The organism is Klebsiella sp. WOUb02 (assembly GCF_050058015.1).
GTDB lineage: Bacteria > Pseudomonadota > Gammaproteobacteria > Enterobacterales > Enterobacteriaceae > Klebsiella.
The window spans coordinates 370,150-392,994 of sequence record NZ_CP170110.1 but is presented as its reverse complement, the minus strand read 5'-3'; the positions used below and the strand labels follow the sequence as shown (position 1 = coordinate 392,994).

At 52.8% G+C, this 22,845-nt stretch carries 19 protein-coding genes, 2 tRNA genes and 2 pseudogenes; 10 read left to right on the top strand and 13 right to left on the bottom strand.

Going from position 1 to position 22,845, the window contains the following annotated elements; genetic code table 11:
• Positions 1-107: 107 nt before the first annotated feature.
• The 3 genes and pseudogenes from ABOC21_RS08495 (at position 108) to ABOC21_RS08485 (ending at position 3,571) form a co-directional block, all read left to right on the top strand.
• Positions 108-777 (top strand): annotated as a pseudogene (locus ABOC21_RS08495) (epoxyqueuosine reductase QueH).
• 166 nt (positions 778-943) lie between these two features.
• On the top strand, positions 944-1,435 hold the full coding sequence (locus ABOC21_RS08490) for a DUF2946 domain-containing protein (protein ID WP_426814240.1): 492 nt from the start codon (positions 944-946) through the stop codon (positions 1,433-1,435).
• A 57-nt stretch (positions 1,436-1,492) separates the two neighbouring features.
• Complete coding sequence (locus tag ABOC21_RS08485; protein WP_426814239.1) at positions 1,493-3,571, top strand: TonB-dependent receptor domain-containing protein; 2,079 nt, start codon at positions 1,493-1,495, stop codon at positions 3,569-3,571.
• Positions 3,572-3,740: 169 nt separating this feature from the next.
• Here ABOC21_RS08485 and ABOC21_RS08480 read toward each other — a convergent pair whose 3' ends face one another.
• From ABOC21_RS08480 to ABOC21_RS08470, 3 genes are all read right to left on the bottom strand, one after another.
• Positions 3,741-5,003, bottom strand: coding sequence for an NAD(P)/FAD-dependent oxidoreductase (locus ABOC21_RS08480; protein WP_426814238.1), 1,263 nt, complete (start codon positions 5,001-5,003; stop codon positions 3,741-3,743).
• Positions 5,004-5,046: 43 nt separating this feature from the next.
• Entirely contained in the window at positions 5,047-5,697 is a 651-nt protein-coding gene (locus ABOC21_RS08475; protein ID WP_426814237.1) for a DsbA family oxidoreductase, read from the bottom strand.
• A gap of 242 nt (positions 5,698-5,939) precedes the next feature.
• The gene (locus ABOC21_RS08470; protein ID WP_426814236.1) at positions 5,940-6,944 is read right to left on the bottom strand and encodes an FAD binding domain-containing protein; all 1,005 of its coding nucleotides are present in this window, start codon (positions 6,942-6,944) and stop codon (positions 5,940-5,942) included.
• 224 nt (positions 6,945-7,168) lie between these two features.
• Between ABOC21_RS08470 and ABOC21_RS08465 the strand changes: the two genes are divergently transcribed.
• The gene (locus ABOC21_RS08465) at positions 7,169-8,110 is read left to right on the top strand and encodes a LysR family transcriptional regulator (RefSeq protein WP_426814235.1); all 942 of its coding nucleotides are present in this window, start codon (positions 7,169-7,171) and stop codon (positions 8,108-8,110) included.
• Positions 8,111-8,137: 27 nt separating this feature from the next.
• Here the strand turns inward: ABOC21_RS08465 and ABOC21_RS08460 are convergent, their stop codons facing one another.
• The 4 genes and pseudogenes from ABOC21_RS08460 to ABOC21_RS08445 all read right to left on the bottom strand — a co-directional run bounded on the left by ABOC21_RS08460 (position 8,138) and on the right by ABOC21_RS08445 (position 11,132).
• Positions 8,138-8,959 (bottom strand): alpha/beta fold hydrolase, encoded by an 822-nt coding sequence (locus ABOC21_RS08460; RefSeq protein WP_426814234.1) that lies wholly within the window; start codon positions 8,957-8,959, stop codon positions 8,138-8,140.
• A 344-nt stretch (positions 8,960-9,303) separates the two neighbouring features.
• A tRNA-Asn gene (locus ABOC21_RS08455) sits at positions 9,304-9,379 on the bottom strand.
• 127 nt (positions 9,380-9,506) lie between these two features.
• A pseudogene (locus ABOC21_RS08450) lies at positions 9,507-10,944 on the bottom strand (EmmdR/YeeO family multidrug/toxin efflux MATE transporter).
• A 95-nt stretch (positions 10,945-11,039) separates the two neighbouring features.
• Positions 11,040-11,132 (bottom strand): DUF5951 family protein, encoded by a 93-nt coding sequence (locus tag ABOC21_RS08445; protein WP_426814233.1) that lies wholly within the window; start codon positions 11,130-11,132, stop codon positions 11,040-11,042.
• 5 nt (positions 11,133-11,137) lie between these two features.
• Between ABOC21_RS08445 and ABOC21_RS08440 the strand changes: the two genes are divergently transcribed.
• Positions 11,138-11,213: transfer RNA gene (locus ABOC21_RS08440), tRNA-Asn, on the top strand.
• A 65-nt stretch (positions 11,214-11,278) separates the two neighbouring features.
• On the opposite strand, the gene ABOC21_RS08435 is transcribed toward ABOC21_RS08440, so the two are convergent.
• The 5 genes from ABOC21_RS08435 to ABOC21_RS08415 all read right to left on the bottom strand — a co-directional run bounded on the left by ABOC21_RS08435 (position 11,279) and on the right by ABOC21_RS08415 (position 16,508).
• Entirely contained in the window at positions 11,279-12,424 is a 1,146-nt protein-coding gene (locus ABOC21_RS08435; protein ID WP_426814232.1) for an ABC transporter ATP-binding protein, read from the bottom strand.
• A 24-nt stretch (positions 12,425-12,448) separates the two neighbouring features.
• The gene (locus ABOC21_RS08430; protein ID WP_426814231.1) at positions 12,449-13,276 is read right to left on the bottom strand and encodes a carbohydrate ABC transporter permease; all 828 of its coding nucleotides are present in this window, start codon (positions 13,274-13,276) and stop codon (positions 12,449-12,451) included.
• Positions 13,269-14,129, bottom strand: a complete 861-nt coding sequence (locus ABOC21_RS08425; protein ID WP_426814230.1) for a carbohydrate ABC transporter permease — start codon at positions 14,127-14,129, stop codon at positions 13,269-13,271. Before ABOC21_RS08425 ends, ABOC21_RS08430 begins: the two co-directional genes overlap by 8 nt.
• Before the next feature lie 68 nt (positions 14,130-14,197).
• On the bottom strand, positions 14,198-15,466 hold the full coding sequence (locus tag ABOC21_RS08420; RefSeq protein WP_426814229.1) for an ABC transporter substrate-binding protein: 1,269 nt from the start codon (positions 15,464-15,466) through the stop codon (positions 14,198-14,200).
• A 28-nt stretch (positions 15,467-15,494) separates the two neighbouring features.
• The gene (locus ABOC21_RS08415; RefSeq protein WP_426815442.1) at positions 15,495-16,508 is read right to left on the bottom strand and encodes a Gfo/Idh/MocA family protein; all 1,014 of its coding nucleotides are present in this window, start codon (positions 16,506-16,508) and stop codon (positions 15,495-15,497) included.
• Positions 16,509-16,843: 335 nt separating this feature from the next.
• On the opposite strand from ABOC21_RS08415, the gene ABOC21_RS08410 reads away from it, so the two are divergent.
• Positions 16,844-17,542, top strand: a complete 699-nt coding sequence (locus ABOC21_RS08410; RefSeq protein ID WP_426814228.1) for an N-acetylmannosamine-6-phosphate 2-epimerase — start codon at positions 16,844-16,846, stop codon at positions 17,540-17,542.
• Positions 17,539-18,408: an N-acetylmannosamine kinase gene (locus ABOC21_RS08405; protein ID WP_426814227.1), complete on the top strand. Its 870-nt coding sequence runs from the start codon at positions 17,539-17,541 to the stop codon at positions 18,406-18,408. The genes ABOC21_RS08410 and ABOC21_RS08405 overlap by 4 nt, the downstream gene beginning before the upstream one ends.
• 6 nt (positions 18,409-18,414) lie before the next feature.
• On the opposite strand, the gene ABOC21_RS08400 is transcribed toward ABOC21_RS08405, so the two are convergent.
• A complete protein-coding gene (locus ABOC21_RS08400; protein ID WP_426814226.1) occupies positions 18,415-19,197 on the bottom strand; it encodes a GntR family transcriptional regulator in 783 nt (260 codons plus the stop codon).
• A 521-nt stretch (positions 19,198-19,718) separates the two neighbouring features.
• Between ABOC21_RS08400 and ABOC21_RS08395 the strand changes: the two genes are divergently transcribed.
• The 3 genes from ABOC21_RS08395 to ABOC21_RS08385 all read left to right on the top strand — a co-directional run bounded on the left by ABOC21_RS08395 (position 19,719) and on the right by ABOC21_RS08385 (position 22,781).
• The gene (locus ABOC21_RS08395; protein WP_426814225.1) at positions 19,719-20,720 is read left to right on the top strand and encodes a GlxA family transcriptional regulator; all 1,002 of its coding nucleotides are present in this window, start codon (positions 19,719-19,721) and stop codon (positions 20,718-20,720) included.
• Between the two features lie 63 nt (positions 20,721-20,783).
• On the top strand, positions 20,784-21,212 hold the full coding sequence (locus tag ABOC21_RS08390; RefSeq protein ID WP_426814224.1) for a CopD family protein: 429 nt from the start codon (positions 20,784-20,786) through the stop codon (positions 21,210-21,212).
• Between the two features lie 156 nt (positions 21,213-21,368).
• Positions 21,369-22,781 carry a cytochrome ubiquinol oxidase subunit I gene (locus ABOC21_RS08385; RefSeq protein ID WP_426814223.1) on the top strand — a complete coding sequence of 471 codons (1,413 nt, stop codon included), beginning with the start codon at positions 21,369-21,371 and terminating at the stop codon, positions 22,779-22,781.
• The last annotated feature ends 64 nt before the right edge of the window (positions 22,782-22,845 follow it).

Sequence of the window (22,845 nt, the reverse complement as noted above, 5' to 3'; positions counted from 1 at the left end):
TCTGCCCGGTGCCGGGAGCGGACGCTGCTGATGCGTATCACTTTTTTTACAATGCTCTTATAAATGCTACAATTTTCGCAAATTTACTTATCATGAAAAAATGACCGATGACTATAGCTAAATTTGAGCGACCAAAACTGCAACTGCCTAACGGCGCAGATAAATTATTATTGCACTCATGCTGCGCTCCCTGTTCCGGCGAGGTGATGGAAGCTATCCAGGCGTCAGGCATCGACTACACCGTTTTCTTCTACAATCCCAACATTCATCCGCAGAAAGAGTATCTCATTCGTAAGGATGAAAATATTCGCTTTGCTGAACAGCATGGCGTACCGTTTATCGACGCGGATTACGACACCGACAACTGGTTTGAGCGCGCCAAAGGCATGGAATGGGAGCCCGAACGGGGTATTCGCTGCACCATGTGTTTTGACATGCGTTTTGAGCGGACTGCGCTGTACGCCGCTGAAAATGGTTTCAGCGTAATTAGCAGACTCGCTGGGCATTTCGCGCTGGAAGAATATGCAGCAAATCAACGACTGCGGACAGCGAGCCGCCGCGCATTATCCGGGCATGGTGTACTGGGACTATAACTGGCGCAAACAGGGCGGTTCGTCGCGCATGATTGAAATCAGCAAGCGCGAGCAGTTCTACCAGCAGGAATACTGCGGCTGCGTCTATTCACTGCGTGACAGCAACCTGCACCGCAAATCCCAGGGCCGCCCTCTTATCAAAATCGGTCAGCTTTACTACGGTAAAGAAGACGAACAGGCCTGATTTTGATGTCACGCCCTGCGGGGCGTGACGATGAAGCCGTATATGTTTTAAATCATTTAGCAGGGTAATAAGATTACTCCCGCTGCGGTACTCTTCGTAATCATGGCCTTCTCCTGCATTTTCCCTTCAGCGCATGTAACATTTAAAAGCCCAATCAGATACACTTGTGTCAAAACAACCAGTAATCGGTAATATTGTGTCCCGGCGTATTTCCAGTAATTACATTGCAGCGTGGCTGGCACTCTTCTCGATTGCCATGCTGTTTGTTGCGCCGGTTATCTCAAAGTCGATTTCTCACCGAGCGTCCTGTGAACATCATAATGTCGCAGCGATGAACATGTCTGATATGCATCACGGCATGATGATGGCAGAACCGTGCCGGACAATGTCAGATATGGATCAGCGGATGATGTCCGGGCAGGCAATGTCACCGGTGGAGGAGATAGCCTGCGGTTATTGTCAGACTCCTGATCCATCTGCCGTTTATTCTGGTCGTGGTGACGGCTCTTCTGTGGCTGTTGTTGCTGTTAGTCCAGCGGTCGCCCGTACCGCACGCCGTTTTCCTTCCTGTTCTTCGCACCTGGCCTCCTCAACGCGCTCGCGCTCCTCCTGCCGTTTTTTCTGTTGCAATCTGACTATTTATAAAAAATTTGCATAACGCCGGTTTATCCATTGATGAGCCTGGAGGGTTATGCCGAAAACAATAGGATTTGTAATGAAAAAACACGACTTTGTGCGCACTCCGCTCGCTTATCTGGTGCTTACGGCACAGCTGGCTAATACCGCAGTCGCTGAAGAGCAGCACAACCACATGCAAATGCAGGATGACTCCGTCATGATCGTCACTGCGCCGGTCTCTTCTCCACTGGAGGTTGTTACTTCCCCCAAAACGCCACGACAGCCTGTACCCGCCAGCGATGGGTCTGACTATCTGAAAACCATTCCAGGATTCTCGCAAATTCGTAATGGCGGCACTAACGGCGATCCTGTTTTTCGCGGCATGTTCGGCTCGCGGCTTCGCCTGTTAACCAATAACGGCGAGATGCTCGGCGCATGCCCTGCGCGAATGGATGCGCCAAGCTCCTACATATCGCCAGAGAGTTTTGATCTCCTGACGCTGATCAAAGGGCCTGAAACCGTGCTCTGGGGACCGGGTAATTCGGCAGGGACCATCCGTTTTGAGCGGGAGCAACCACGCTTTGACAAACCAGGTATTCAGGGTACAGCCAGCCTGCTTGCCGCATCCAACAACCGCTGGGATGAAAATGCCGATATCAGCCTTGGCAGTGAAGACGGGTATTTACGTTTGACGGGTAACAAATCACGTTCCGACGACTACAAGGATGGCAATGGCGATCGTGTTCCTTCGAAATGGGATAAGTGGAATGGGGATATGGCGTTGGGCTGGACGCCGGATAAAGATACGTTACTGGAGCTGACCGCCGGAAAAGGCGACGGTGAGGCGCGTTATGCCGGGCGTAGTATGGATGGCTCACAGTTTAAACGTGAAAGCCTCGGGGCTCGTTTTGAGAAGTCTAACATTGGTGATGTATTTGATAAGTTTGAGGCCAATGTCTATTACAACTACGCCGACCACATTATGGACAACTATTCTCTGCGCTCGCCGGACAGCGGCATGTCGGGAGGAATGTCTGGTGGGGGTATGAGTGATTCTATGGGATCCTCAATGGATTCATCTATGGATTCGGGTTCATCAATGAACATGGCGATGCCGATGGCGATGGAACTCGACAGACGCACCGTTGGTGGACGGATGATGGGAACCTGGAACTGGTCTGACTTTGAGCTGCGCAGCGGCGCAGATACCCAGTTAAATACGCACCGCAGCAAAGGTGATGACGGATGGACGAAGGACGCACGCTTCCACGATTATGGTCTTTTCAGTGAACTGACCTGGAATGCGACGGACCTCAGCAAAGTAGTCAGCGGTGCGCGCCTTGACCGGGTTCTGGTCGATAATTTCACCGATGTCGGTTCATCTGAGCGTACTGATACGCTCCCCGCAGGCTTTATCCGCTTCGAGCATAATCTGGCTGAGATGCCGGTAATGTTTTATGCAGGTATCGGTTATACAGAACGTTTCCCTGACTACTGGGAGCTTTTTTCTCCGACCTATGGCCCAGACGGCTCAACGGATGCGTTTGATAAAGTCAAAACGGAAAAAACGACCCAGATCGATATTGGCGCGCAATACAAAGGTAAGCGTCTGGAAAGCTGGGTCTCAGCTTACATCGGTCGCGTAAACGATTTTATCCTGTTCCGTTACGATCCTAATAATGCCTATATTAGCCAGGTGGATAACGTGAACGCCACGATTATGGGGGGCGAAGCGGGCCTGAGCTATCAACTGAGTGAGAGCTGGAAAACGGATGCCAGCCTGGCGTACTCATGGGGGAAAAATACCGATGACCATCAGCCGCTGCCGCAGATTCCACCGCTCGAAGCCCGGCTGGGTCTGACGTGGGAGAACGGTGACTGGAGCAGCACGGGTCTGCTACGTCTGGTCAGCAGCCAGCATCGCGTCGCCATGAATGAAGGAAATGTCGTCGGCAAAGATTTTGACAGCAGTCCGGGATTTGCCATTTTCTCTGCTAACGCCGCTTATAAAGTGAACAAGTATGTCAAGGTCAGTGCAGGCGTTGATAACCTGTTCGACAAAGCCTACAGCGAGCACCTGAATCTGGCAGGCAACAGCAGCTTCGGCTATTCCGCGAATACGTCGGTAAACGAACCTGGAAGAACGTTCTGGGGCAAGGTGAATGTCACCTTCTGAAAGCACCCCGGCTCATACGAGCCGGGTGACGAACTTCAAATGATATGAGGACGCTTATATGTTGAAAACGCTCACAACAGCGAAGGGAAAAAGTTGCTGATATCCGTAACGATGGTGTCTATCGTTGCGATATGCGTGGTTTCAAGGGGTGGGGGTTGCCGACATACGCTCACCCCTGTTCCTGTAAGTAGCGATGGACAAATGTCACGGCCATCGCCCCCTCGCCAACGGCGGACGCAACGCGCTTCACGGAACCATGTCTGACATCCCCCGCGGCAAAAGAGCCGGGAACGCTGGTTTCCAGATAAAATGGCTGGCGGGCTAATGGCCAGCTCTCAGGCCAGCGGCTCTCTCCGAAGAGATCGGGCCCGGTTAGCAGATAGCCTTCAGAGTCGCGCAAAATATGCGTTTCGCTGGCCCAGTCGGTGTTGGGCTGGCCGCCAATGCAGACAAAAAGTCGGGAACAGGCGTGGCGACTTTTCCCGCCCGATAACCGGTCGTGAAGAGTAATCGCCGCGAGGGAATCCTCACCGTCCAGCTCAGCTATCTCGCTATTGAAGATGACCTTTATATTGGTTTTTGAGGCGATACGCTGGATTAAATACGTCGACAATGTCTGAGACAGGTTGCTTCCCCGTACCAGCATCGTGACCTGAGCAGCATATTCAGCAAAGTGCATCACCGCCTGACCTGCCGAGTTGCCGCCCCCCACCACATAAACATGATCATTCGCGCAATAAGGAGCCTCTGCTGCTCCGGCGCCATAAAACAGGCCGTGCCCGAGGAACTTATCTTCCCGGGGTAAATTAAGGCGGCGATACTCAACGCCGGTAGCGCAGATATTGGTTCTGGCGGTCAGCGTCTCGCCATTGGCAAGACGAACATGGATTTTGCCATCCTTAAAATGGGCCTTCACCCCTTCAATCATGGTTACCAATTCAGCGCCAAACTTAATCGCCTGCTTGCGGGCCCGGTCCGCCAGCGCGGCCCCGGAGATCCCTTCGGGAAAACCGAGATAATTCTCGATTAATGAACTGGTACCCGCCTGGCCGCCTGGAGCCTGGCGCTCAATTAATATGGTTCGCAGACCTTCGGATGCGGCATAGACGGCGGCGCTTAGCCCTGCAGGGCCCGCGCCGTAAATGGAGACGTCATATTCACGATATTTGGGCAGCGTGATGTGGCCTAAATAAGCGGCAATATCATGCAGTCCCGGGGCGAACAGGCGAACCTGTCCAGGAAATTCAACAACGGGAAGACGCAGGTCATTGAACCCTGACACCCCTAATGCCGACAAACACTCTTCTTCACTATTTAGTTCAATCCATTCAAAGGTAACCGCGCTACGCGCCAGATAGTCCCGAAGCAGATAGCCTTCCGGCGATCCCACCCGGCCATAAATGCGTATGCTGTTTGTTTCTTTATCGGTCATTTTTAGCAACCTCACCATGCAGGGATTGAAGAGCATCAGACGTTCAGAGAGCGGGCTTCTCCTGAGGTTTACGGGCAATCGCCCTCATGATGGCATCCTCGATAACATTTAACGGCTGCGCGCCGGAAATCGTCTCGCCCTCAATGTCAAAATTCGGTACGCCGCGGATCCCGGTGGCGAAGCTGATTGCCGCTCTGGTCTCTTTTGCGCCAGCATCGCTGGTGAGGTAGGCCAGCGCTTCCGCTCTGTTGAGGCCGTTTTCCCCGGCGATATCAGCCAGAACGTCTACATCCCCGATATCGCGGCCCTGCTCAAAATAGCCATGGAAAATCCCATTGGCGACGGCATCAGCGGCGCCATGCCGGTGGGCCAGATTCATCAGACGATGCGCGCGGAAGGTGTTCGGCGTCTTCTGCATGGCGTCGTAATTAAACGCGATATCATCCTCCGCGGCAGCCAGAATGGTTTTTCTGTCCAGCGACTGGCTGTACTCCCAGCTGCCAAATTTGGCGGAACGGTAGTTCTTACGATCGACGCCTTCTACCGGCATCGTGGGATTAAGCTCATAGGGCAGCCAGAGAATAGTCACCTCCACATCATCGGGTAAACGACGAATCACCTTTTGCAGACGGCGTTCGCCAATAAGGCACCACGGGCAAATAAAATCAGAGGTGAGCTTGACGGTAATATTCATATTGACTCCTGCTGGCTATGAGTGGGTCGGGAACATCATTGCGTTAAAAGATTATTTAGGCGAAAGATGAAATACATTACGGGCGCTACGGCGTATTGATATTTAATATCCGGATGATGGTGACATATCAATTGACATCAGGCGGTTGCCCATGTTCATTCCCACCTGCTTCAGGTATTTACCGAGATGCCGCTGCTCCGGCTCCCAGCGCGCTAAAGCGGCATCGATATCGTCAGGATAATTCAGAAATGCCCACCGTAATGCCAGGGCATTTGCCGCCGCCTTGGAAGTGCTTGCCGCCGTGTGTGGACGCCAAGCAATAGCACCCGATCTTTCACCATGCTATCAACGGCCAGATCGCGAATAGATTGCGCGAAAGGCTCTTTTGTCGCCAGCACCACGTCTCTGAACCCTGGCGGCAGCATCCGCACGGCCTCTTCATAAATATGGTTTTTCCATTTTTGCGCGATGACGCCTTCAGGTAGAGAATGCCCGCGCATTACGCCATTTTTATCGGTCATCACCGATTCGCGAGTCGCGTCGTCCATAACGCGATACCACACCCAGTTATAAAGCCGGTGCCCCGGACGCAGATCGTTATTTATCCCCGGAACGAGGTAGCCCAGAATCTGCGATCCCTTATTATCGGCAAACGCAAAGTTGCCATGAAGATCGAGGCGGGCGCGCTCCGGCAGCCGATCTTCACGAATCAGTCCTCGCCAGGCGATATAGCCAGAATAAGTCGGGGTTTCACCCGGCCAGAGCAGCTGGCGGACGGTGGAGTTATTGCCATCGGCGCCAATCAGAATGTCGCCTTTTATATGGCTACCGTCCTCAAACCACGCGGTAACGCCCTCTTTTTGCGAATCGATACGCTGCAGTTTTTTCCCCTGATGGTAATTCTCTTTGCCAGTGGTGGTCAGTAATGTCGAATAAATTAACGACCATGAGGTTTGCATTTGTGGCGCTAATTGTTTGTATTCAACCGTACCATCGGGATTATAAAAAATGCGGTATTGTGAACGAACGCCCATCTCATCCCATTTTTTATTAACGCCGCTTTCCTGAATTACCTCCACCACCTGCGGCTGAAGCACGATGCCACCGCCCTGGCTATCCAGATTTTTTGCCGAGCGTTCGAAAATATCCACATCCCACCCGGCTTTTTTCATCATATTTCCGGCAAAAAGTCCGCCAAGAGAACCGCCGATAATAATGGCTTTTTTAGCTTGGGTAATATCTGACACAGGCACCTCCGCATTTTATTTATGCCACGCAGGTAAGGGTATAAATAATAATTAACTGTCTGGCTGCTGACGTTAACCATAACAGCCTCAGCGCTAGCGGAGAATACCAGCAAAACCGGAAACACTATTGCGTAGCATGCAAAGCTGACTGGTATTCCTTACTCAAAACAGGCTAAGGTAAGGATCTCACGCGGGCGTTTTTCCTATAAGAGAAAGTTAAAGCTATGGATATGTTTTCGTCGTTACAGGCGCTGGTAGCGGTGGTTGAGGAAGGCGGATTCTCTTCCGCCGGGCGGCGCCTGTCGCTTGCCACCTCTTCCGTCACCCGGCAAATTGACACGCTTGAGCAATATCTTGGAACGGTGCTGCTGGTTCGCTCAACCCGAAAGGTATCGTTAACCGGGGCCGGAGAACGGTACTACCAGCATGCCTGCAGGATTATGGCCGATCTCTCGTACGCTAACTACGAAGCCCGCGACCACTCCGGTATGCCTCGCGGGATCCTCAGAGCCAGCCTGCCGGTATCCTGGTCACTGCAATATTTAGCCACTTTATTGCCTGAATTCATGAAGCAATATCCGCTTATCCGGCTTGAACTCACGTTTACTGACGATGTGGTTGATCTGGCTGAGAACCGGCTGGATCTCAGCATCCGGCTGGGGAAAATTTCTGCGCAAAACGTCATTGCCAAAAAGCTGCTGTTGCAAAAGCGCATTCTTTGCGCCAGCCCGGCCTATCTTGCTGAAAAAGGCGTGCCATTGCTGCCTGCCGATTTACGACGCCATAATTGCCTGCTTTTCTCCTACTCTTCCGGTCAGACAAAATGGTTTTTCTTCCGCGATAAAACGGAAGGCGTCAGCGTTGAGGGAAACCTTAGATGCAACAATTCTCAGATCCTCAGGCAGGCGGCTTTGGGCGGACAGGGTATTGCTTTGCTTCCGGACTGGCTGGTGAATAACGACGTTCAGCGCGGCGACCTGTTAGCGCTGTTTCCGGATATACGCGCTGATGTTACCGCTGACGAAGATGAATCCGCGGTGTATGCGCTTTATCATCCAAGCCGCCGCGACATTAAAATGGTGAAATTATTTGTCGATTTTATTTATCAGTTCCTCAACCAGCAGGCGGCAGAGGAAACTGATATTTTCTGCGGGAAGCCAGGCTAAAGCAGTACGCCTGGTTATTTATCTAAACTAGCGGCGGATAAACGCAAGCACATCTTGATTAAACTGCCCGGCATTTAGCTGAGCCAGACCGTGGCTGGCGCCGGGATAGATTTTCAGCTCAGCGTCTGCGATTATCTTCGCGCTCTTAATGCCTGCCGCAGCAATGGGCACAATTTGATCGTCATCGCCATGAATAATCAGGGCAGGTTTGTCGATTTTTTTCAGATCGTCCGTATAGTCGACTTCGGAAAACTCGCGGATACAGTCATACTCCCCTTTGATGCCGCCCTGCATCCCCATCCGCCAGAACGATTCGACCAGGCCATCATTGGTGGCGATATTTTCGCGATTAAAGCCATAAAACGGTACCGCCAGCTCGCGGAAGAACTGCGAACGATTGGCTGCGGTGCCGGTGCGGATATTGTCGAAAACCTCCAGAGGCGTGCCCTGCGGGTTATCAGCCGTTTGCAGCATTAGCGGTGGAACCGCGCCGACTAACACCACTTTTGCCACGCGGGAAGATCCATGGCGGCCGATATAGCGGGCGACTTCCCCACCGCCGGTTGAATGGCCAATCAGTATCGCATCATGCAGATCAAGATGGTCGATCAGCTCTGCCAGATCCTCCGCGTAACGGTCCATGTTGTTGCCTTCCCAGGGCTGCTCGGATGCGCCATGCCCGCGGCGGTCATGGGCGATAACCCGGAAACCGTTCTGCCCGAAGAAAAGCATCTGTGCGTCCCAGGCGTCACCGGAAAGCGGCCATCCGTGAGAGAAAACAACCGGCTGACCTTTGCCCCAATCTTTATACGCAATGCAAACATTATCTGAGGTAGTGAAATGGCTCATTATCGTTCTCCTGAAATTAACGGTATTAATTAGGAAACTACATCCCGTGTCGGGTGCAGTTAACTTAAACGACAATGTCAGAGGTGATAATCCGGGGAATATACAACGTAGTTTTGCATCTGGTGCAACGCTGGCGCCGTTCAGGGTATCTCCTGCCGCCGGCGGCCATTTTTATGCCCGCGCCGCGTTCCGTGCTGACCGCCAAATTTGCCCGATATGACGGGAAAACTGAAAATGCGCCGGGAAGATTCTCACGCTTGCTTATTGAAGCAAAATTACGAAGGGATTCTCAAAGAGGATATGAAAAAGCCCGCTTAAGTTTCCTTAAGCGGGCTTCTCGAATTTGGCTCCTCTGACTGGACTCGAACCAGTGACATACGGATTAACAGTCCGCCGTTCTACCGACTGAACTACAGAGGAATCGTGTGAACGGGGCGAATATTAACGGCGACGCCTGGCCTTGTCAAAGGCTGTTTCGCACATTGCAAACCGTTTGCCGATTTATTCTCCACTTTGCGCGAAATTTGTCGTTTCGCCCGAAAAATGGTTAGGTTTCGCGCACCTGGCTTTTGCTGCGCGGATATTTCCACAGCCAGCGCCCGCTCACCATTCGGCAGTAAAACAGCGCGCCGCGCACCGCCCAGTCGAGCACCATTCCCAGCCACACGCCAATCACCCCCATGCCGAGCACGATGCCCAGCGTATAACCCGCCACCACGCGGCAGCCCCACATCCCCAGCATCGACACCCACATGGTGTAGCGCACGTCGCGAGCGCCTTTAAACGCGCACGGCAGGGTCCAGGACATCGCCCAAATCGGCATAAAGAAGGCGTTCAGCCACAGCAGCTCTTTAACCACCACTTTGACATCCTCTTCGCTGGTATAGAACGAGGCGATCAGGTTGGCAAACGGCGCGGTTCCCCACGCAATCACCGTCAGGACGATGGTCGATAGCCAAAAGACATGCCACGCCTGGCGCTCCGCCTGCCCGATCTGGCCTTTACCCAGCCGGGTACCGGTAATAATGGTTGAGGCCGAGCCGAGCGCGTTTCCCGGCAGGTTAATCAAGGCGGCGAAGGAGAAAGCGATAAAGTTGCCGGCAATCACGTTGGTTCCCATGCCGGCGACAAACATCTGCGTCAGCAGCTTGCCGCCGTTGAACAGCACCGATTCGATGCTCGCCGGGATGCCAATGCCCATCACTTCCCAGATAATGGCAAAGTTAAGCGGTTTGAAATAGCTCTTCAGCGAGATGCGCAGCGCGGGGTTAAAGCCGACGGCTAATACCCAAACGATCGCCACCGCTCCGATGTAACGGGCAATGGTCAGCCCCAGCCCCGCGCCGACAAAACCGAGGCCAGGCCACGATAAGACGCCGTAAATCAGGATACTGCTGATAACAATATTGATGATGTTCATCCCGCCGTTAATCAGTAGCGGAATTTTTGTATTGCCCGCGCCGCGCAGCGCGCCGCTGCCGATCAGCGCAATCGCCGCGGCCGGATAGCTCAGCACCGTCAGACTCCAGGTAGGTTAAGGCCATATCCTTCACCTGGGCCGAGGCGTCTCCGGCGACAATATTGATAATCTCTTTGCCGAAGGCGTGGATCACCGCCGCCAGCAGAATGGAGAACAGCGTCATAATCGCCAGCGACTGCCGCGCCGCCGCGCGCGCGCGTCGCGGATCGCGCTTGCCGAGGCTAAAGGCCACCACCACCGTCGTCCCGAGATCGATGGCGGCAAAGAACGACATGATTACCATATTAAAGCTGTCGGCCAGCCCTACCCCGGCCATCGCCTCTTTTCCCAGCCAGCTCACCAGGAACGTACTGACGACGCCCATCAGCAAAACGCAGCTATTTTCCAGGAAGATAGGTACTGCCAGCGGACTGATTTCACGCCAGTAAAGTACGCGATAACTCTTACGTTTTTTGAACCAGGATGTTCGTTCTAAAACCCTGCGTGCTGCGGATGTGACGTTCAAGGGAGACCTTAGTGAGAAAAGTTGAAACTACATTTCAAATGATGATCGAGAAATGCTAATCCTGCAAAGCATTTTTCCTTCTAAATTGTCGGTAATTACAACAAATTGTTGATAGAAGCGGCGGTTGATCGGCAGGAGCAGAATAGATGTTTGACAAAATATTTTTCGCCGCTAAGATACGACCCCACACGATTCCTCTGTAGTTCAGTCGGTAGAACGGCGGACTGTTAATCCGTATGTCACTGGTTCGAGTCCAGTCAGAGGAGCCAAATTTGAGAAGCCCGCTCAGGGAAACCTGAGCGGGCTTTTTTTCGATAAAAACTTAATTCCACTCTTATACAGATGCAAATTGCTTCTGTACCGCGGCGGCCGTGCGACGAAATGCAACGCCCTTATCATCAAACAGATGCGCATGATTTGCTGGGATCGCTAACCCGACGTCATCACCCAGCCCCAGCTCCTGCTCTTCTGAATGCCTTACCAACAGAGGATCAAATCCATCAACGGACACATAGAAGTAAGCAGCTTCACCAAGGTGTTCGATATGCTGAATCTTTCCGATCAGATGCGCTTCCAGCTTATCGACGAGGCGTAAGTGCTCGGGGCGAATGCCCACTTTTACCCGCTCGCCTGAACGCATGGCGGCCGTATTGACCTGCACTTCAATTTCTTTGCCGCCCCCTCCCAGGCGTACTCTGGCGCTCTGGCCCGTTCCTTTAACCAGTTCCCCCGGCAGGAAATTCATTTTCGGTGAACCAATGAATCCGGCCACAAATTCATTCACCGGATGGTGATATAACTTCAGCGGATGACCGACCTGCGCGATCGAGCCCTCATTTAGCATTGCTGCTCCGCTGTTCAGTAACACAATCTTATCCGCCAGCGTCATCGCTTCAACCTGATCGTGAGTCACATAGATCATAGTGTTGCCAAGCTGATGGTGCAGTTTGGCAATTTCTACCCGCGTTGCGACGCGCAGTGAAGCATCGAGGTTAGACAACGGTTCATCAAACAGGAAAACATCAGGCGCGCGAACGATAGCCCGCCCAATGGCAACACGCTGGCGCTGCCCACCGGAAAGCGCCTTTGGCAGACGTAGTAACAGCGGTTCAAGTTGCAAAATTTTCGCCGCATTCATAACGCGACGTTCAATTTCAGCCGGTTCGGTTTTCGCCAGCTTGAGATTAAACGCCATGTTGTCATAAATAGTCATGTGCGGATAAAGCGCATAGCTCTGAAATACCATCGCCACACCACGATCGGCCGGAGCCAGACGATTTACCACCTTATTACCAATCGAGATCTCTCCAGAAGTAATGGTTTCCAGCCCGGCGATCATGCGTAACAACGTCGATTTGCCACATCCCGATGGCCCGATAAACACACAAAACTCACCATTTTTGATTTCGAGATCGACCTGATTAATCACCTGCGTGTCATGGAAGCGCTTAAATACATTGCTCAGACGTATACCAGACATAATTTACAACTCCTCTCTTCTGAGCTACTTAACGCCGCCCATGGTTAAACCGCGTACCAAATGTTTTTGTACCAGCAGACCGAGTACCAGCATCGGCAACATCACCAGAGTTCCTGCTGCCGTCAGCGGCCCCCACTCCGTCCCCTGGAAGGTCAGGAATGAAGTGATCGCGACGGGTAGCGTTTGTGTGGAGTCACCAGAGAGCGTCAGGACAATCTGGAATTCATTCCAGATAAAAAACAGCGTCAGGACACCCGACGCCGCCAGCCCGGTCCGCGCCAGCGGCAGCATAACGCTCAGGAATACGCGCCACTCGCTGGCGCCATCAACGCGGGCTGCCTCGCGGATCTCAGGGGGAATATCTTCAAAAAAGGTGGTAATCATCAGTATGGTGAAAGGCACATTCGCCACGGTGTACACCAGAATCAGCACCAGATAGCTGTCGGTCATTCCCAGTTTAGTTATCAGGTAATAGACCGGTATTACCAGCATGATCGCCGGCGCATAACGCAAACTCATAATGAACTGCTTAGCCTGGCCCTTACGTTCGATGAAGAACACCAGGCCGTAGGAAAACAGTGCGCCAAGCACCAGACACAGAAACGTCGACACCAGCGAGATCAGCAGACTGTTGCCAAACGCACGGACAAAGTCGCCGTTGCTCAATACCTGTCTGTAGTTATCAAGAATCGGCGTAAACCACAGCTTTGGCGGCATGGCAAAAGCGTCGATATAGGTTTTAAACGACATCGTTACCAGCCAGTAAATCGGCAACAGGAAGAACGCCAGAATCACGGCCAGTACAAGGTAAAATCCGATTCTCCGGCCAAAAAACGTCAAGGAATCACTCATCTTTCATCACCTTTTTACTGGCAAATGACAGTACCGCGATCACCAGCAGCGTATTGATAATGGCAATCACCACCGCCGCGCTAATACGGAAATCCTGGAATCCGGTGAGATAGGCATACATGTTGGTCGTTTCCGTTGCGAGCGCCGGGCCGCCACGGGTCATCACGTAGATAAGATCGAAAGATTTGAAGGCATCGATCATGCGCAAAAACAACGCCATCAGGATGATCGGTTTCATCATCGGTAATTTAATAAACGCCAGCAGACGCCAGCCGCGAGCGCCATCCAGCTCTGCCGCCTCCAGAGGCTCATTCGGCAGCGCATCCAAACCGGCAGAAACCAGCAGAATAATGAACGGCGTCCACTGCCAGATATCCGCCAGGATCAGCGATGCCATTGCTGTGCTTGTGTTGCCTAGCCAGTCAATCGGTGCGATACCGAAAAAACCGGCCAGCCAGTTGAACAAGCCGGCGTTGGGATCATAAAAAATACGCCAGATGAGCCCGGCTACGATGGGCGTGACAATCATCGGCAACAGTAACAGCGCTCGTACCAGCTTACGGCCAACAAAGTCACGGCTGATAAACAGCGCAATGGCGCTGCCAAGTACCAGCTCAGCTACCGTGGAGCCCACGACATATACCAGCGTGTGCCACAGAGAGAGCCACATGCGTGGTTCTTTCAGTACCTCGATAAAATTCGCCAGGCCGATAAAATCAAACGGCGGCGGCGACATCAAATCGATGTCGTACACTGACAAGTAGATGGCGTAACCCAGCGTGTAGAACGAAACCAGCAGCAATACAACCAGTAACGGCAGTGTAAACGCCTGCTGCGTGAGTTTTGCTTTCATAGTTTTACCTGGACCTGCGTAAGGAATTCACTTCAGCCGATGCGCGCAAACGCACCGGCTGAAAATGGTTAACGGGACAGCGCTTTATCGTTACGGGTGTTCGCTGCCTTCAGTGCGCTTTCAACTGACTGCGTACCGGCCAGCGCTTCGGACAGGGCGATGCCTGTAATGTTGATGATCTGCGTGGACTGCGGAACGGTCGGCAGGTACTTCGCATTACCATTCTTCAGCGCCGCCAGCATGCCATCCTTGAAAGCGCCGTAGCGCTGGGTGAAAGCATCGCTGTTAATGGCGCTGAGTGAGCTCACGCCTGCGTTCGGGTTCAGCTCCACCGACTTCACCTGCGTCTGCTTGTTGGTCGCCCAACTGATAAACTTCCAGGCTGCATCCTGGTTCTTGCTGTCGCTGGAGATATACAGACCATGTACCTGAAGCGCGCCGCTGTTACCCGGACGATCGCCAGGCTGGGCAGGTACCGGCGCGTAACCCACCTTGCCGACGACAGAGGACTGTTTCGGATCTTCGTTAAAACCGCCGTTGACGGTTGAATCGATAGTCATGGCCGCTTTGCCCTGCTGGAATACCAGACGGTTTTCCTGCCAGCCAAAGTTAGCCGCGCCGATCGGACCGTAATTTTTCAGGACATTGACAAAAGCTTTGGTCGCCTCAATCGCCTGCGGCGATGAGATGGCAGATTTGCCGTTACTGTCGATCCACTGGCCGCCGTAGCCCCACAGGAACGCTGCCCACGCAAAGGTGTTCTGGATCCCCTGCGCTCCGCGCAGCGTGATACCGGCAACCTGACCGTTGGTTTTCTCTTTGATGGTCTTCGCCGCAGCCGTCAGCTCATCAAAGGTTTTCGGTACCGCAATACCGTACTGCGCAAAGAGGTCTTTGCGGTACATCAGGAAGGTGCTTTCGCCGTAAACCGGCAGCCCGTAGTAGCCCTCTTTATACCGCAGCGTCCCGGCATAGCTCGGAACGAAATCCGCACTGTCATAAAATGCGCTATCGCTCTTCATCCACTTATCGACGGGAACAATGTAGCCTGCCGAGGCATAACCGACAGCGTGGACCCAGTCGTCCATGACGACGTCATAACGTCCGCTGTGCGAGGAGAAGGCCAGCAGGGCTTTGGAGGTCAGATCGCTGTAGGGCACAATCTCAGCCTGGACCTTAATACCGGTCTCTTTCTCAAACTCCGGTAATAATGCTTTTATGGAATCGCTGGTACTGTGGCCTTCCAGCAGGACACGGATGGTTTCCTGCGCGCTGGCGTTACCCGCCAGCAGCAACGTGCTGATAATACCTGCGATCGCGATTTTCTTTATGCTCATCTCATCACCTGGTTATTCAGTCAGAATGTCAGACCCGGACAATTTCTCCGGTGCGGGCAGAGTCCATAATGGCAAGGGTGATGCGCAAGGCTTCGTTAGCCTCTTCGCCGGTTGCCACACTGGTCGATCCGCTACGAACATCGGCCAGGAATGCCATCAGTTCCTCGCGCAGATCGCCTTTAATTTCCCCCTGACTCAGCGGCCAGTGCTGGGTGTCGATATAGCGGTTCATGTTTTCAGCAGCGTGATACAGACCGGACTCCCCACATTCAATTTCAATCAGGCCCTTGGTCGAAAGAATCGTCATTTTGGCGTCAAGCAGCGTGCGTGAACCCGCCGGCAGCGCCCACGAGCTTTCCAGATTCACCACGGTTCCATCGTCGAAGCGGATGATGGCGAAGACTGAATCTTCTGTACCCAGATGACCCAGCAGTTTGTTAGTGGTCTGCGCATAAACGCTTACCGGGCTGGTGTGCTTCAGCAGCCAGAGGATCATATCGACATCATGAACGGTGACGTGCAGCGGCAACGGCAGGCTGCCGCCGTAACGGGCCGGTCCTTCAATCGCAGGGCTGTTGCGCCGGGCGGTAATATGGCTCACCTCTCCTGCACTGCCGGTCGCCAGGATTTCCTGAGCACGGGAGTAACGCGGATCGAAGCGCAGCAAGAAGCCAATCCCCAGCTTCACATTGGCGTCACGCGCTGCCCGGATGATGGCTTCGCCATCTTCCATTGTGGCTGCGATGGGTTTTTCGAGAAAAATATGGGCCCCCACTTTAGCCGCCGCGAGCGCGGGGGCAAGATGGAAGTCATCTTTGGTGCAGATACTTACGATGGCCGGTTTTTCCTGCTCCAGCATCTGGTTGAAATCTTCATAGCAGTTCAACTGCGGGATCCACTCCTTCAGCGCTTCGCTGCGGGATAAGTCCGGATCGGCCACGCCAACCACCTCTACGCCGTACATCTGCTGCCAGATTCTGGCATGCATTGCCCCCATGAAACCTGCGCCGATGACGCACACTTTAATCACGCTGTCTGTCATTTCACTTTCCTCAGTACCGGGTTTGAAAAATTGAGTAACGCTTCCTGCAACCTGTTCGGTCATTCAATTAACATGCCAGAAAAATGCCAGATTAATACCAATAATGTAAAATCCTTTAAAATCAAAGCATTTAACATTTTAAGGCACATTATTTCAACATATTTAACCTGTTATACTGCCTGCTTTTTCGTGTTGTCCAGCACATTTATGGTGCTTTTGATCAAACTTAGAGCACCATCACGAAGCGTCAGGTATTAAATAAAAATACCAATTTACACATCTGGTATTATTGTGATTATCTATTTGGCAATGACAAAACCAACAGGAGTGAAAAAATGGCGATCGACATAAATCGACTCAAAGATCGGCTGGTTGTATCTTGCCAGCCGGTAACCGATGGACCGATGGACCGCACAGATATCGTGGTCGCGATGGCGCGTAGTGCGGAACGGGCCGGAGCCGGCGCGGTGCGCATTGAAGGAGTGGATAATGTCCGTCAGGTTTCCAGACACCTGGATATTCCCGTTATCGGGATTGTTAAGCGCGATCTGGACGATTCGCCGGTGCGCATCACTCCCTTCCTGAACGATGTATCAGCCCTGATTGCTGCCGGAGCCAGTATCATTGCGATTGACGCCACGGCGCGTCCCCGTCCGGTAGCCGTGGCGGAACTTTACCGGCTTGCCCGTCAGTCTGGCGTACTGGTAATGGCCGATTGCTCAACGTTAGCGGAGGGTATCGCAGCCGCAGAACTGGGATTCGATCTGATTGGCACGACGCTCTCCGGTTACACCGCCGAAACCTCGGATCAGCCAATGGAACACCCGGACCTCGAACTTATTGCGCAACTTGCCGGCCGTGGTTATCGTGTTATGGCCGAAGGCCGTACCCGGACTCCCGCTCATGCGGCGGCGGCGCTTCAGGCCGGGGCCTTTGCGGTAACAGTGGGTTCGGCTATCACGCGTGTTGAACATATTACTGAGTGGTACAACAGCGCCCTCGCCGCGGTTGTTAACGGGAGAACGTCAGCATGATCCTGGCTCTGGATATTGGTGGTACCAAGCTTTCCGCAGCCTGGATCGAGGGTCAACGCTGCATTGACCGTCGGCAGGTCGCCATGCGCCACGATGAAGCGGGGTTTCTCACCGCCCTTCGTGAAGTCACGCAGTCGGATTATCCGATCGAACGCGTCGCGGTAGCGGCTACGGGTTACCTGCGGGAGGGGCGGGTCTGGTCGGTGAATCAGAACACGATCCCGTTCTGGAAAGGCTTTCCTCTCGGACGGGTGTTAGAGCAGCAGTTTAACTGCCCGGTTATCATGCTGAATGATGCGCAGGCCGCTGCGTGGGGAGAGTTTCTACCGCGCCGCGAGCAACGCGCTAACCTGTTATTTATCACACTTTCTACCGGTGTCGGCGGAGGGCTGATTTGTGACGGGAAACTGCGTATTGGTCCGCACGGGCTCGCCGGGCATATCGGCCATGCGACGGTGAACATCGCACCAATGGACCCGAAGTCAGGCACCTGCGGTTGCGGCCGTACCGGTTGTCTGGAACACGTTGCCTCCGGTACCGCGCTGGCGCGACAGGCCACGGCACTCTTCGGACGCCCTTTCAATAGCCGCCAGCTTTTTGCGCTGGCCGCTACAAACCCGCAGGCCGACGCCATTCTTAATAACGCCGCCAGAGCTGTCGCCCAGGCGATAGCCGATATGCTGATGGTTGTCGATATTGAAGAGGTGGTGATTGGGGGAAGCGTGGGTCTGGCAGATGGTATGCTTGCCCGGGTGCAAAAAGCGCTGCAGGAACTTCCTGAGCTGTTTAAGCTGCCGGTAACTCCCGCGCTGGGAGGCGGCGATGCTGGGTTACTGGGTGTTGCTGACTGGGCACAACACCAGTAACAATCGTTACATACCCGTCGAGATATCGCGCTGGAGCTCAACAAGAAAATCGTAACTGTCGCCCCGATACCAGGTATGGGTATATTCAATCGGGCGACCATCCTCAAGGTAGCAGTGACGCTCAACGTGCAGCGCCGGACTATGTACTGGCATTTCCAGCAACTGGCTGTGATCGCGATTTAGCGGCTCAGCCCGAATGCGCTGTAACGCGCGTGCCGGCATGAAACCGTGCAGCTGGAGCACGGCATACAATGAATCGCTCAGTTCATCCATATCAGGAATAAACATCTGCGGCACCACCGCGATTTCCACTGCCATCGGCCGGTCGTCGACGGTACGCAGGCGCTTAAGCCGCCATACCATCGCTCCGGGAGACAAATTCAGGGCAATAATCTCGGAGGGAGAAGCATACGTCAGTTCCTTCTCCAGCCAGCGGCCACCGGGCTGATAACCACGTGAAATCATATCTTCACTAAAACTGGTCAGCGATGAGAGTGGTTTTTCTACCCTTCCGGCTACGGTGCTGCGCGCCCCACGTCGCTGTACGATGACCTGTGCGTTTGCCAGCTCGCTTAATGCGCGCCGTACCGTGACTCTGGATAAGCTCAACTGCTCTGAAAGTTCACGTTCACTGGGAATGGCATAACCCGCTTTGAGCTCACCACGACTGATCATGTCGCGAAACCCTCTCTCCAGGCGCAGATAAAGTGGTCCGGCCCCGCGATTCGCATTGTCACAATACGTTTTCAGTGTCTCAATGAATTTTCGTTCCACGCCTTCACCATCCATTCCCCAGACATACTTGAAGATTACCTGATGTTATCAGTCCGGCATAGCGCTGATGATACCATTTTGCCCAACTGGTATCGTCTGGTATGGCTACAAACCACAATGACAGGCAATCACACAATGGATGAGTCCCCTATCAGGCCAGGCATTGTGTGCTCATCGCACCAACTTCAGTAGTGACCCTGGCATACCAGGGCTAAAAGCCATCGCATTCCTCTCTGACAAAATTAACAATACCCTCCCCTTATAATTATTTTATTTTTCAATCAATTACCAGAAAGTGTCTGTTAATGAGGGATATGTGTCCTTTCGGATGCGTTGATGTTGATGCACTATAGATACGCGGATGAGAAAAACGGAAGTAACGGTAGTCCGCTTACGCTGTTTGCAGGTACGGCTTGCTCCGGTTGGAAATCGCGTCATCACGTCAGGCAAGGCAATAGCGATGGCCCCCCGCGGGCCACGGCTAAGGTAAGAACTCAGGCGGCAGCCTGACCCGATCAACAACGTTGAATACTTCTATGAAAGAAAAACTGAATGATGCGCCAATCAAACGTGACATTGCTTTTGTGGTCTTTCCCGGATTTCAGATCCAGGATCTAAGCGGGCCGCTCGCGGCTTTTGAAACAGCGGGTAATTTGGCTGGCGCGGGCTCCTATTATCTGCATGTCGTATCGTTAACCGGAGGGATAATTGCCAGTTCCGGTGGCCTGGAAGTCGTGACAAAACGGCTGATCCCCGGGAAATATGACACGCTGATTGTCGTAGGCGGCGACGTTTTAGCCGATCTAACCGATCTATTTGATGTTTCTCAGCAATTGAAACCCATACTGACCGGTGAAATCAGACGTATTGCGAGCGTGTGTACCGGCGCATTTATTCTGGCTGCCGACGGACTGCTGGATGGGCGAAAGGCAACAACACATTGGAAATACGCTTCCCAACTACAACAACTCTTCCCGCGGATTAAGGTTAACGGCAACCATATTTTTACCAAAGATGGCCATATATGGACTTCGGCGGGTATCAGCGCGGGGATCGATATGACGCTTGCCATGATTGAAGAGGATATGGGAACCGCCATATCACGAGCGACAGCGCGGATGCTCGTTGTTTACCACCGGCGGCCGGGCGGCCAGTCGCAGTTTTCCGCGCTTGCCGATATGGCGCCGCAATCGGACAGAATCCGCAGCATTTTAGGCTATATGCGCAGCAATATTGCGGACGATCTGTCGGTTGAAAAGTTGGCAACGATAGCCTGCCTGAGCCCGCGTCAGTTTGGGCGAATTTTCAGAGCTGAAACCGGATATACCCCGGCAAAAGCCGTAGAAAAGCTGCGTACGGAGGTGGCAAAACAGCATCTTGAGGAAGGCATCGAACCCGTTGAGGTTATCGCCCGCCGGGTGGGATACGCCGATCCTGAACGAATGAGAAGAGCGTTTATTCGGGTTACGGGCATGCCCCCGCAGAGTATTCGAAGAATGGCGGCGGCGGAGAGCCATTCCGGCGATTTATCTCTCTGACCGAAACGGCGGATGCCGTTAAATACTCAGGTATATTTTTTTAAACAACCAACAGAGGGAAATATGGATTACCGCTGGTTCGGCGCCATTCATTTGATTGCGGCCGTGGTCTGGGTTAGCGGACTGCTGCTGCTCGCAATCACAGCTTATATTTATTCCGAGAAGCAACACGGCAACGCGGTTGATCAATCGTGGTTCAGGCATATTTTAAGGTGGAACCGAAAGGTTATCACTCCGGCTATGCTTGTGCTTTGGGGATGTGGCATTGTATTAATTTCTAAAGCCGGCCTGTTTCACTCATGGATTTTAATGAAGCTGGTGATCCTTATTTTTCTGTCGGCCCTGCACGGCACGCTCTCGAAATCGATACGAATGCTGGCAAACGGTGAACATATTAATGCCAGGCTGACGATTCGCCGCGGCGCATCGATTATTATCCTGGCGATCTCCGTAATAATTTTCCTGGCTAAGTTTAAACCGGTACTATTTTAATCGCCACGCGCCTAAGGCGCAAAGAGTCACGCCAAAACACGCGGCAGCGGAATAGCACAAAAATAGCAGCAATAGATTAGCCCACTCGCGGGGCCAAGACAGACTTTTTTGCCGAATAAATTTGGCAGGTTAAAAAGTAGGTATAATGAGGGAATTATGTTTGGACTAGACGCTTTTCACCTGGCCAGAATTCAATTTGCATTCACGGTTTCATTCCATATTATTTTCCCGGCAATAACCATCGGTATCGCCTGTTTCCTCGCCATACTGGAAGGATTATGGCTCAGGACACGCAACGAAACCTATCGCGATCTCTATTATTTTTGGTCGAAAATATTCGCCGTCAATTTTGGTATGGGAGTCGTTTCTGGCTTAGTCATGGCTTACCAGTTTGGAACTAACTGGAGCGGTTTCTCTCAGTTTGCAGGTAGTATCACTGGCCCTTTACTCACCTACGAGGTTCTCACCGCATTTTTCCTTGAGGCAGGGTTCCTTGGGGTGATGCTTTTTGGCTGGAATCGGGTTGGCCCCGCCCTTCATCTCTTCGCTACGTGTATGGTCGCGTTAGGCACGTTATTCTCCACGTTCTGGATACTGGCTTCCAACAGCTGGATGCATACCCCTCAGGGCTATATCATCCACAATGATGTAGTTGTGCCAATCGACTGGCTTAAGGTTATTTTTAACCCCTCTTTCCCGTATCGCCTGGCGCATATGACAACGGCGGCCTTTCTCTCGAGCGCACTATTTGTTGGGGCCTCCGCCGCCTGGCATTTATTACGAGGAAACAATAGCCCGGCGATCCGCAAGATGTTTTCAATGGCTTTATGGATGGTACTGGTGGTCTCGCCTGTCCAGGCCTTGATAGGCGATGCGCATGGTTTGAATACGCTTAAATATCAACCGGCAAAAATAGCTGCAATCGAGGGGCTCTGGGAAAACGTGGGCGCTGAGCCTACGCCTCTAATCCTGTTTGGTCTGCCCGATATGGCTCAAGAGAAGACAAAATATACGTTATCCATTCCTTACCTGGGTAGTTTGATTTTAACCCATACCCTTGATAAGCAAATCCCGGCGTTGAAAAGTTTTCCTCAGCGAGACAGACCTAACTCATCCATTATTTTCTGGTCATTTCGCATTATGGTTGCCCTGGGATTGCTAATGATCACCATGGGGATAACGAGCTTATGGATGCGCTACAAGGGACGCTTATATCATTCACGATCTTTTCTCTGGTTCGCTCTATTAATGGGGCCATCCGGATTACTGGCGATTCTTGCCGGCTGGTTTACTACCGAGATTGGGCGCCAGCCGTGGGTTGTGTATGGCGTTCAGAGAACCATAAATGCGGTTTCCGCACATGGCGCTCTGCAGATGAGCATTAGCTTGTTGGTATTTATCTCAGTCTACAGCGCGGTCTTCGGGGTGGGTTATTACTATATGATGCGGTTAATCAAAAAAGGGCCAGCAACAGGCGAAGGGAAAACGGTAGTCGACGGTGGCCCCGGGAAAAACAGAACGCCGGCTCGTCCGCTTTCTGCGGCAGACCGATACAATGACAAGCCGTAATTATCGAGGCGGCGATTCCTCTTATTATTATCCCCGGTAAGATAAAGGGCCCGTGCATTTGCAG

Coding starts and splice junctions, on each gene's coding strand:
- ABOC21_RS08485 (WP_426814239.1), top strand. CDS start 1,493: ATGAAAAAACACGACTTTGTGCGCACTCCGCTCGCTTATCTGGTGCTT.
- ABOC21_RS08480 (WP_426814238.1), bottom strand. CDS start 5,003: ATGACCGATAAAGAAACAAACAGCATACGCATTTATGGCCGGGTGGGA.
- ABOC21_RS08475 (WP_426814237.1), bottom strand. CDS start 5,697: ATGAATATTACCGTCAAGCTCACCTCTGATTTTATTTGCCCGTGGTGC.
- ABOC21_RS08465 (WP_426814235.1), top strand. CDS start 7,169: ATGGATATGTTTTCGTCGTTACAGGCGCTGGTAGCGGTGGTTGAGGAA.
- ABOC21_RS08460 (WP_426814234.1), bottom strand. CDS start 8,959: ATGAGCCATTTCACTACCTCAGATAATGTTTGCATTGCGTATAAAGAT.
- ABOC21_RS08435 (WP_426814232.1), bottom strand. CDS start 12,424: ATGTCTGGTATACGTCTGAGCAATGTATTTAAGCGCTTCCATGACACG.
- ABOC21_RS08430 (WP_426814231.1), bottom strand. CDS start 13,276: ATGAGTGATTCCTTGACGTTTTTTGGCCGGAGAATCGGATTTTACCTT.
- ABOC21_RS08425 (WP_426814230.1), bottom strand. CDS start 14,129: ATGAAAGCAAAACTCACGCAGCAGGCGTTTACACTGCCGTTACTGGTT.
- ABOC21_RS08420 (WP_426814229.1), bottom strand. CDS start 15,466: ATGAGCATAAAGAAAATCGCGATCGCAGGTATTATCAGCACGTTGCTG.
- ABOC21_RS08415 (WP_426815442.1), bottom strand. CDS start 16,508: ATGACAGACAGCGTGATTAAAGTGTGCGTCATCGGCGCAGGTTTCATG.
- ABOC21_RS08410 (WP_426814228.1), top strand. CDS start 16,844: ATGGCGATCGACATAAATCGACTCAAAGATCGGCTGGTTGTATCTTGC.
- ABOC21_RS08405 (WP_426814227.1), top strand. CDS start 17,539: ATGATCCTGGCTCTGGATATTGGTGGTACCAAGCTTTCCGCAGCCTGG.
- ABOC21_RS08400 (WP_426814226.1), bottom strand. CDS start 19,197: ATGGATGGTGAAGGCGTGGAACGAAAATTCATTGAGACACTGAAAACG.
- ABOC21_RS08395 (WP_426814225.1), top strand. CDS start 19,719: ATGAAAGAAAAACTGAATGATGCGCCAATCAAACGTGACATTGCTTTT.
- ABOC21_RS08390 (WP_426814224.1), top strand. CDS start 20,784: ATGGATTACCGCTGGTTCGGCGCCATTCATTTGATTGCGGCCGTGGTC.
- ABOC21_RS08385 (WP_426814223.1), top strand. CDS start 21,369: ATGTTTGGACTAGACGCTTTTCACCTGGCCAGAATTCAATTTGCATTC.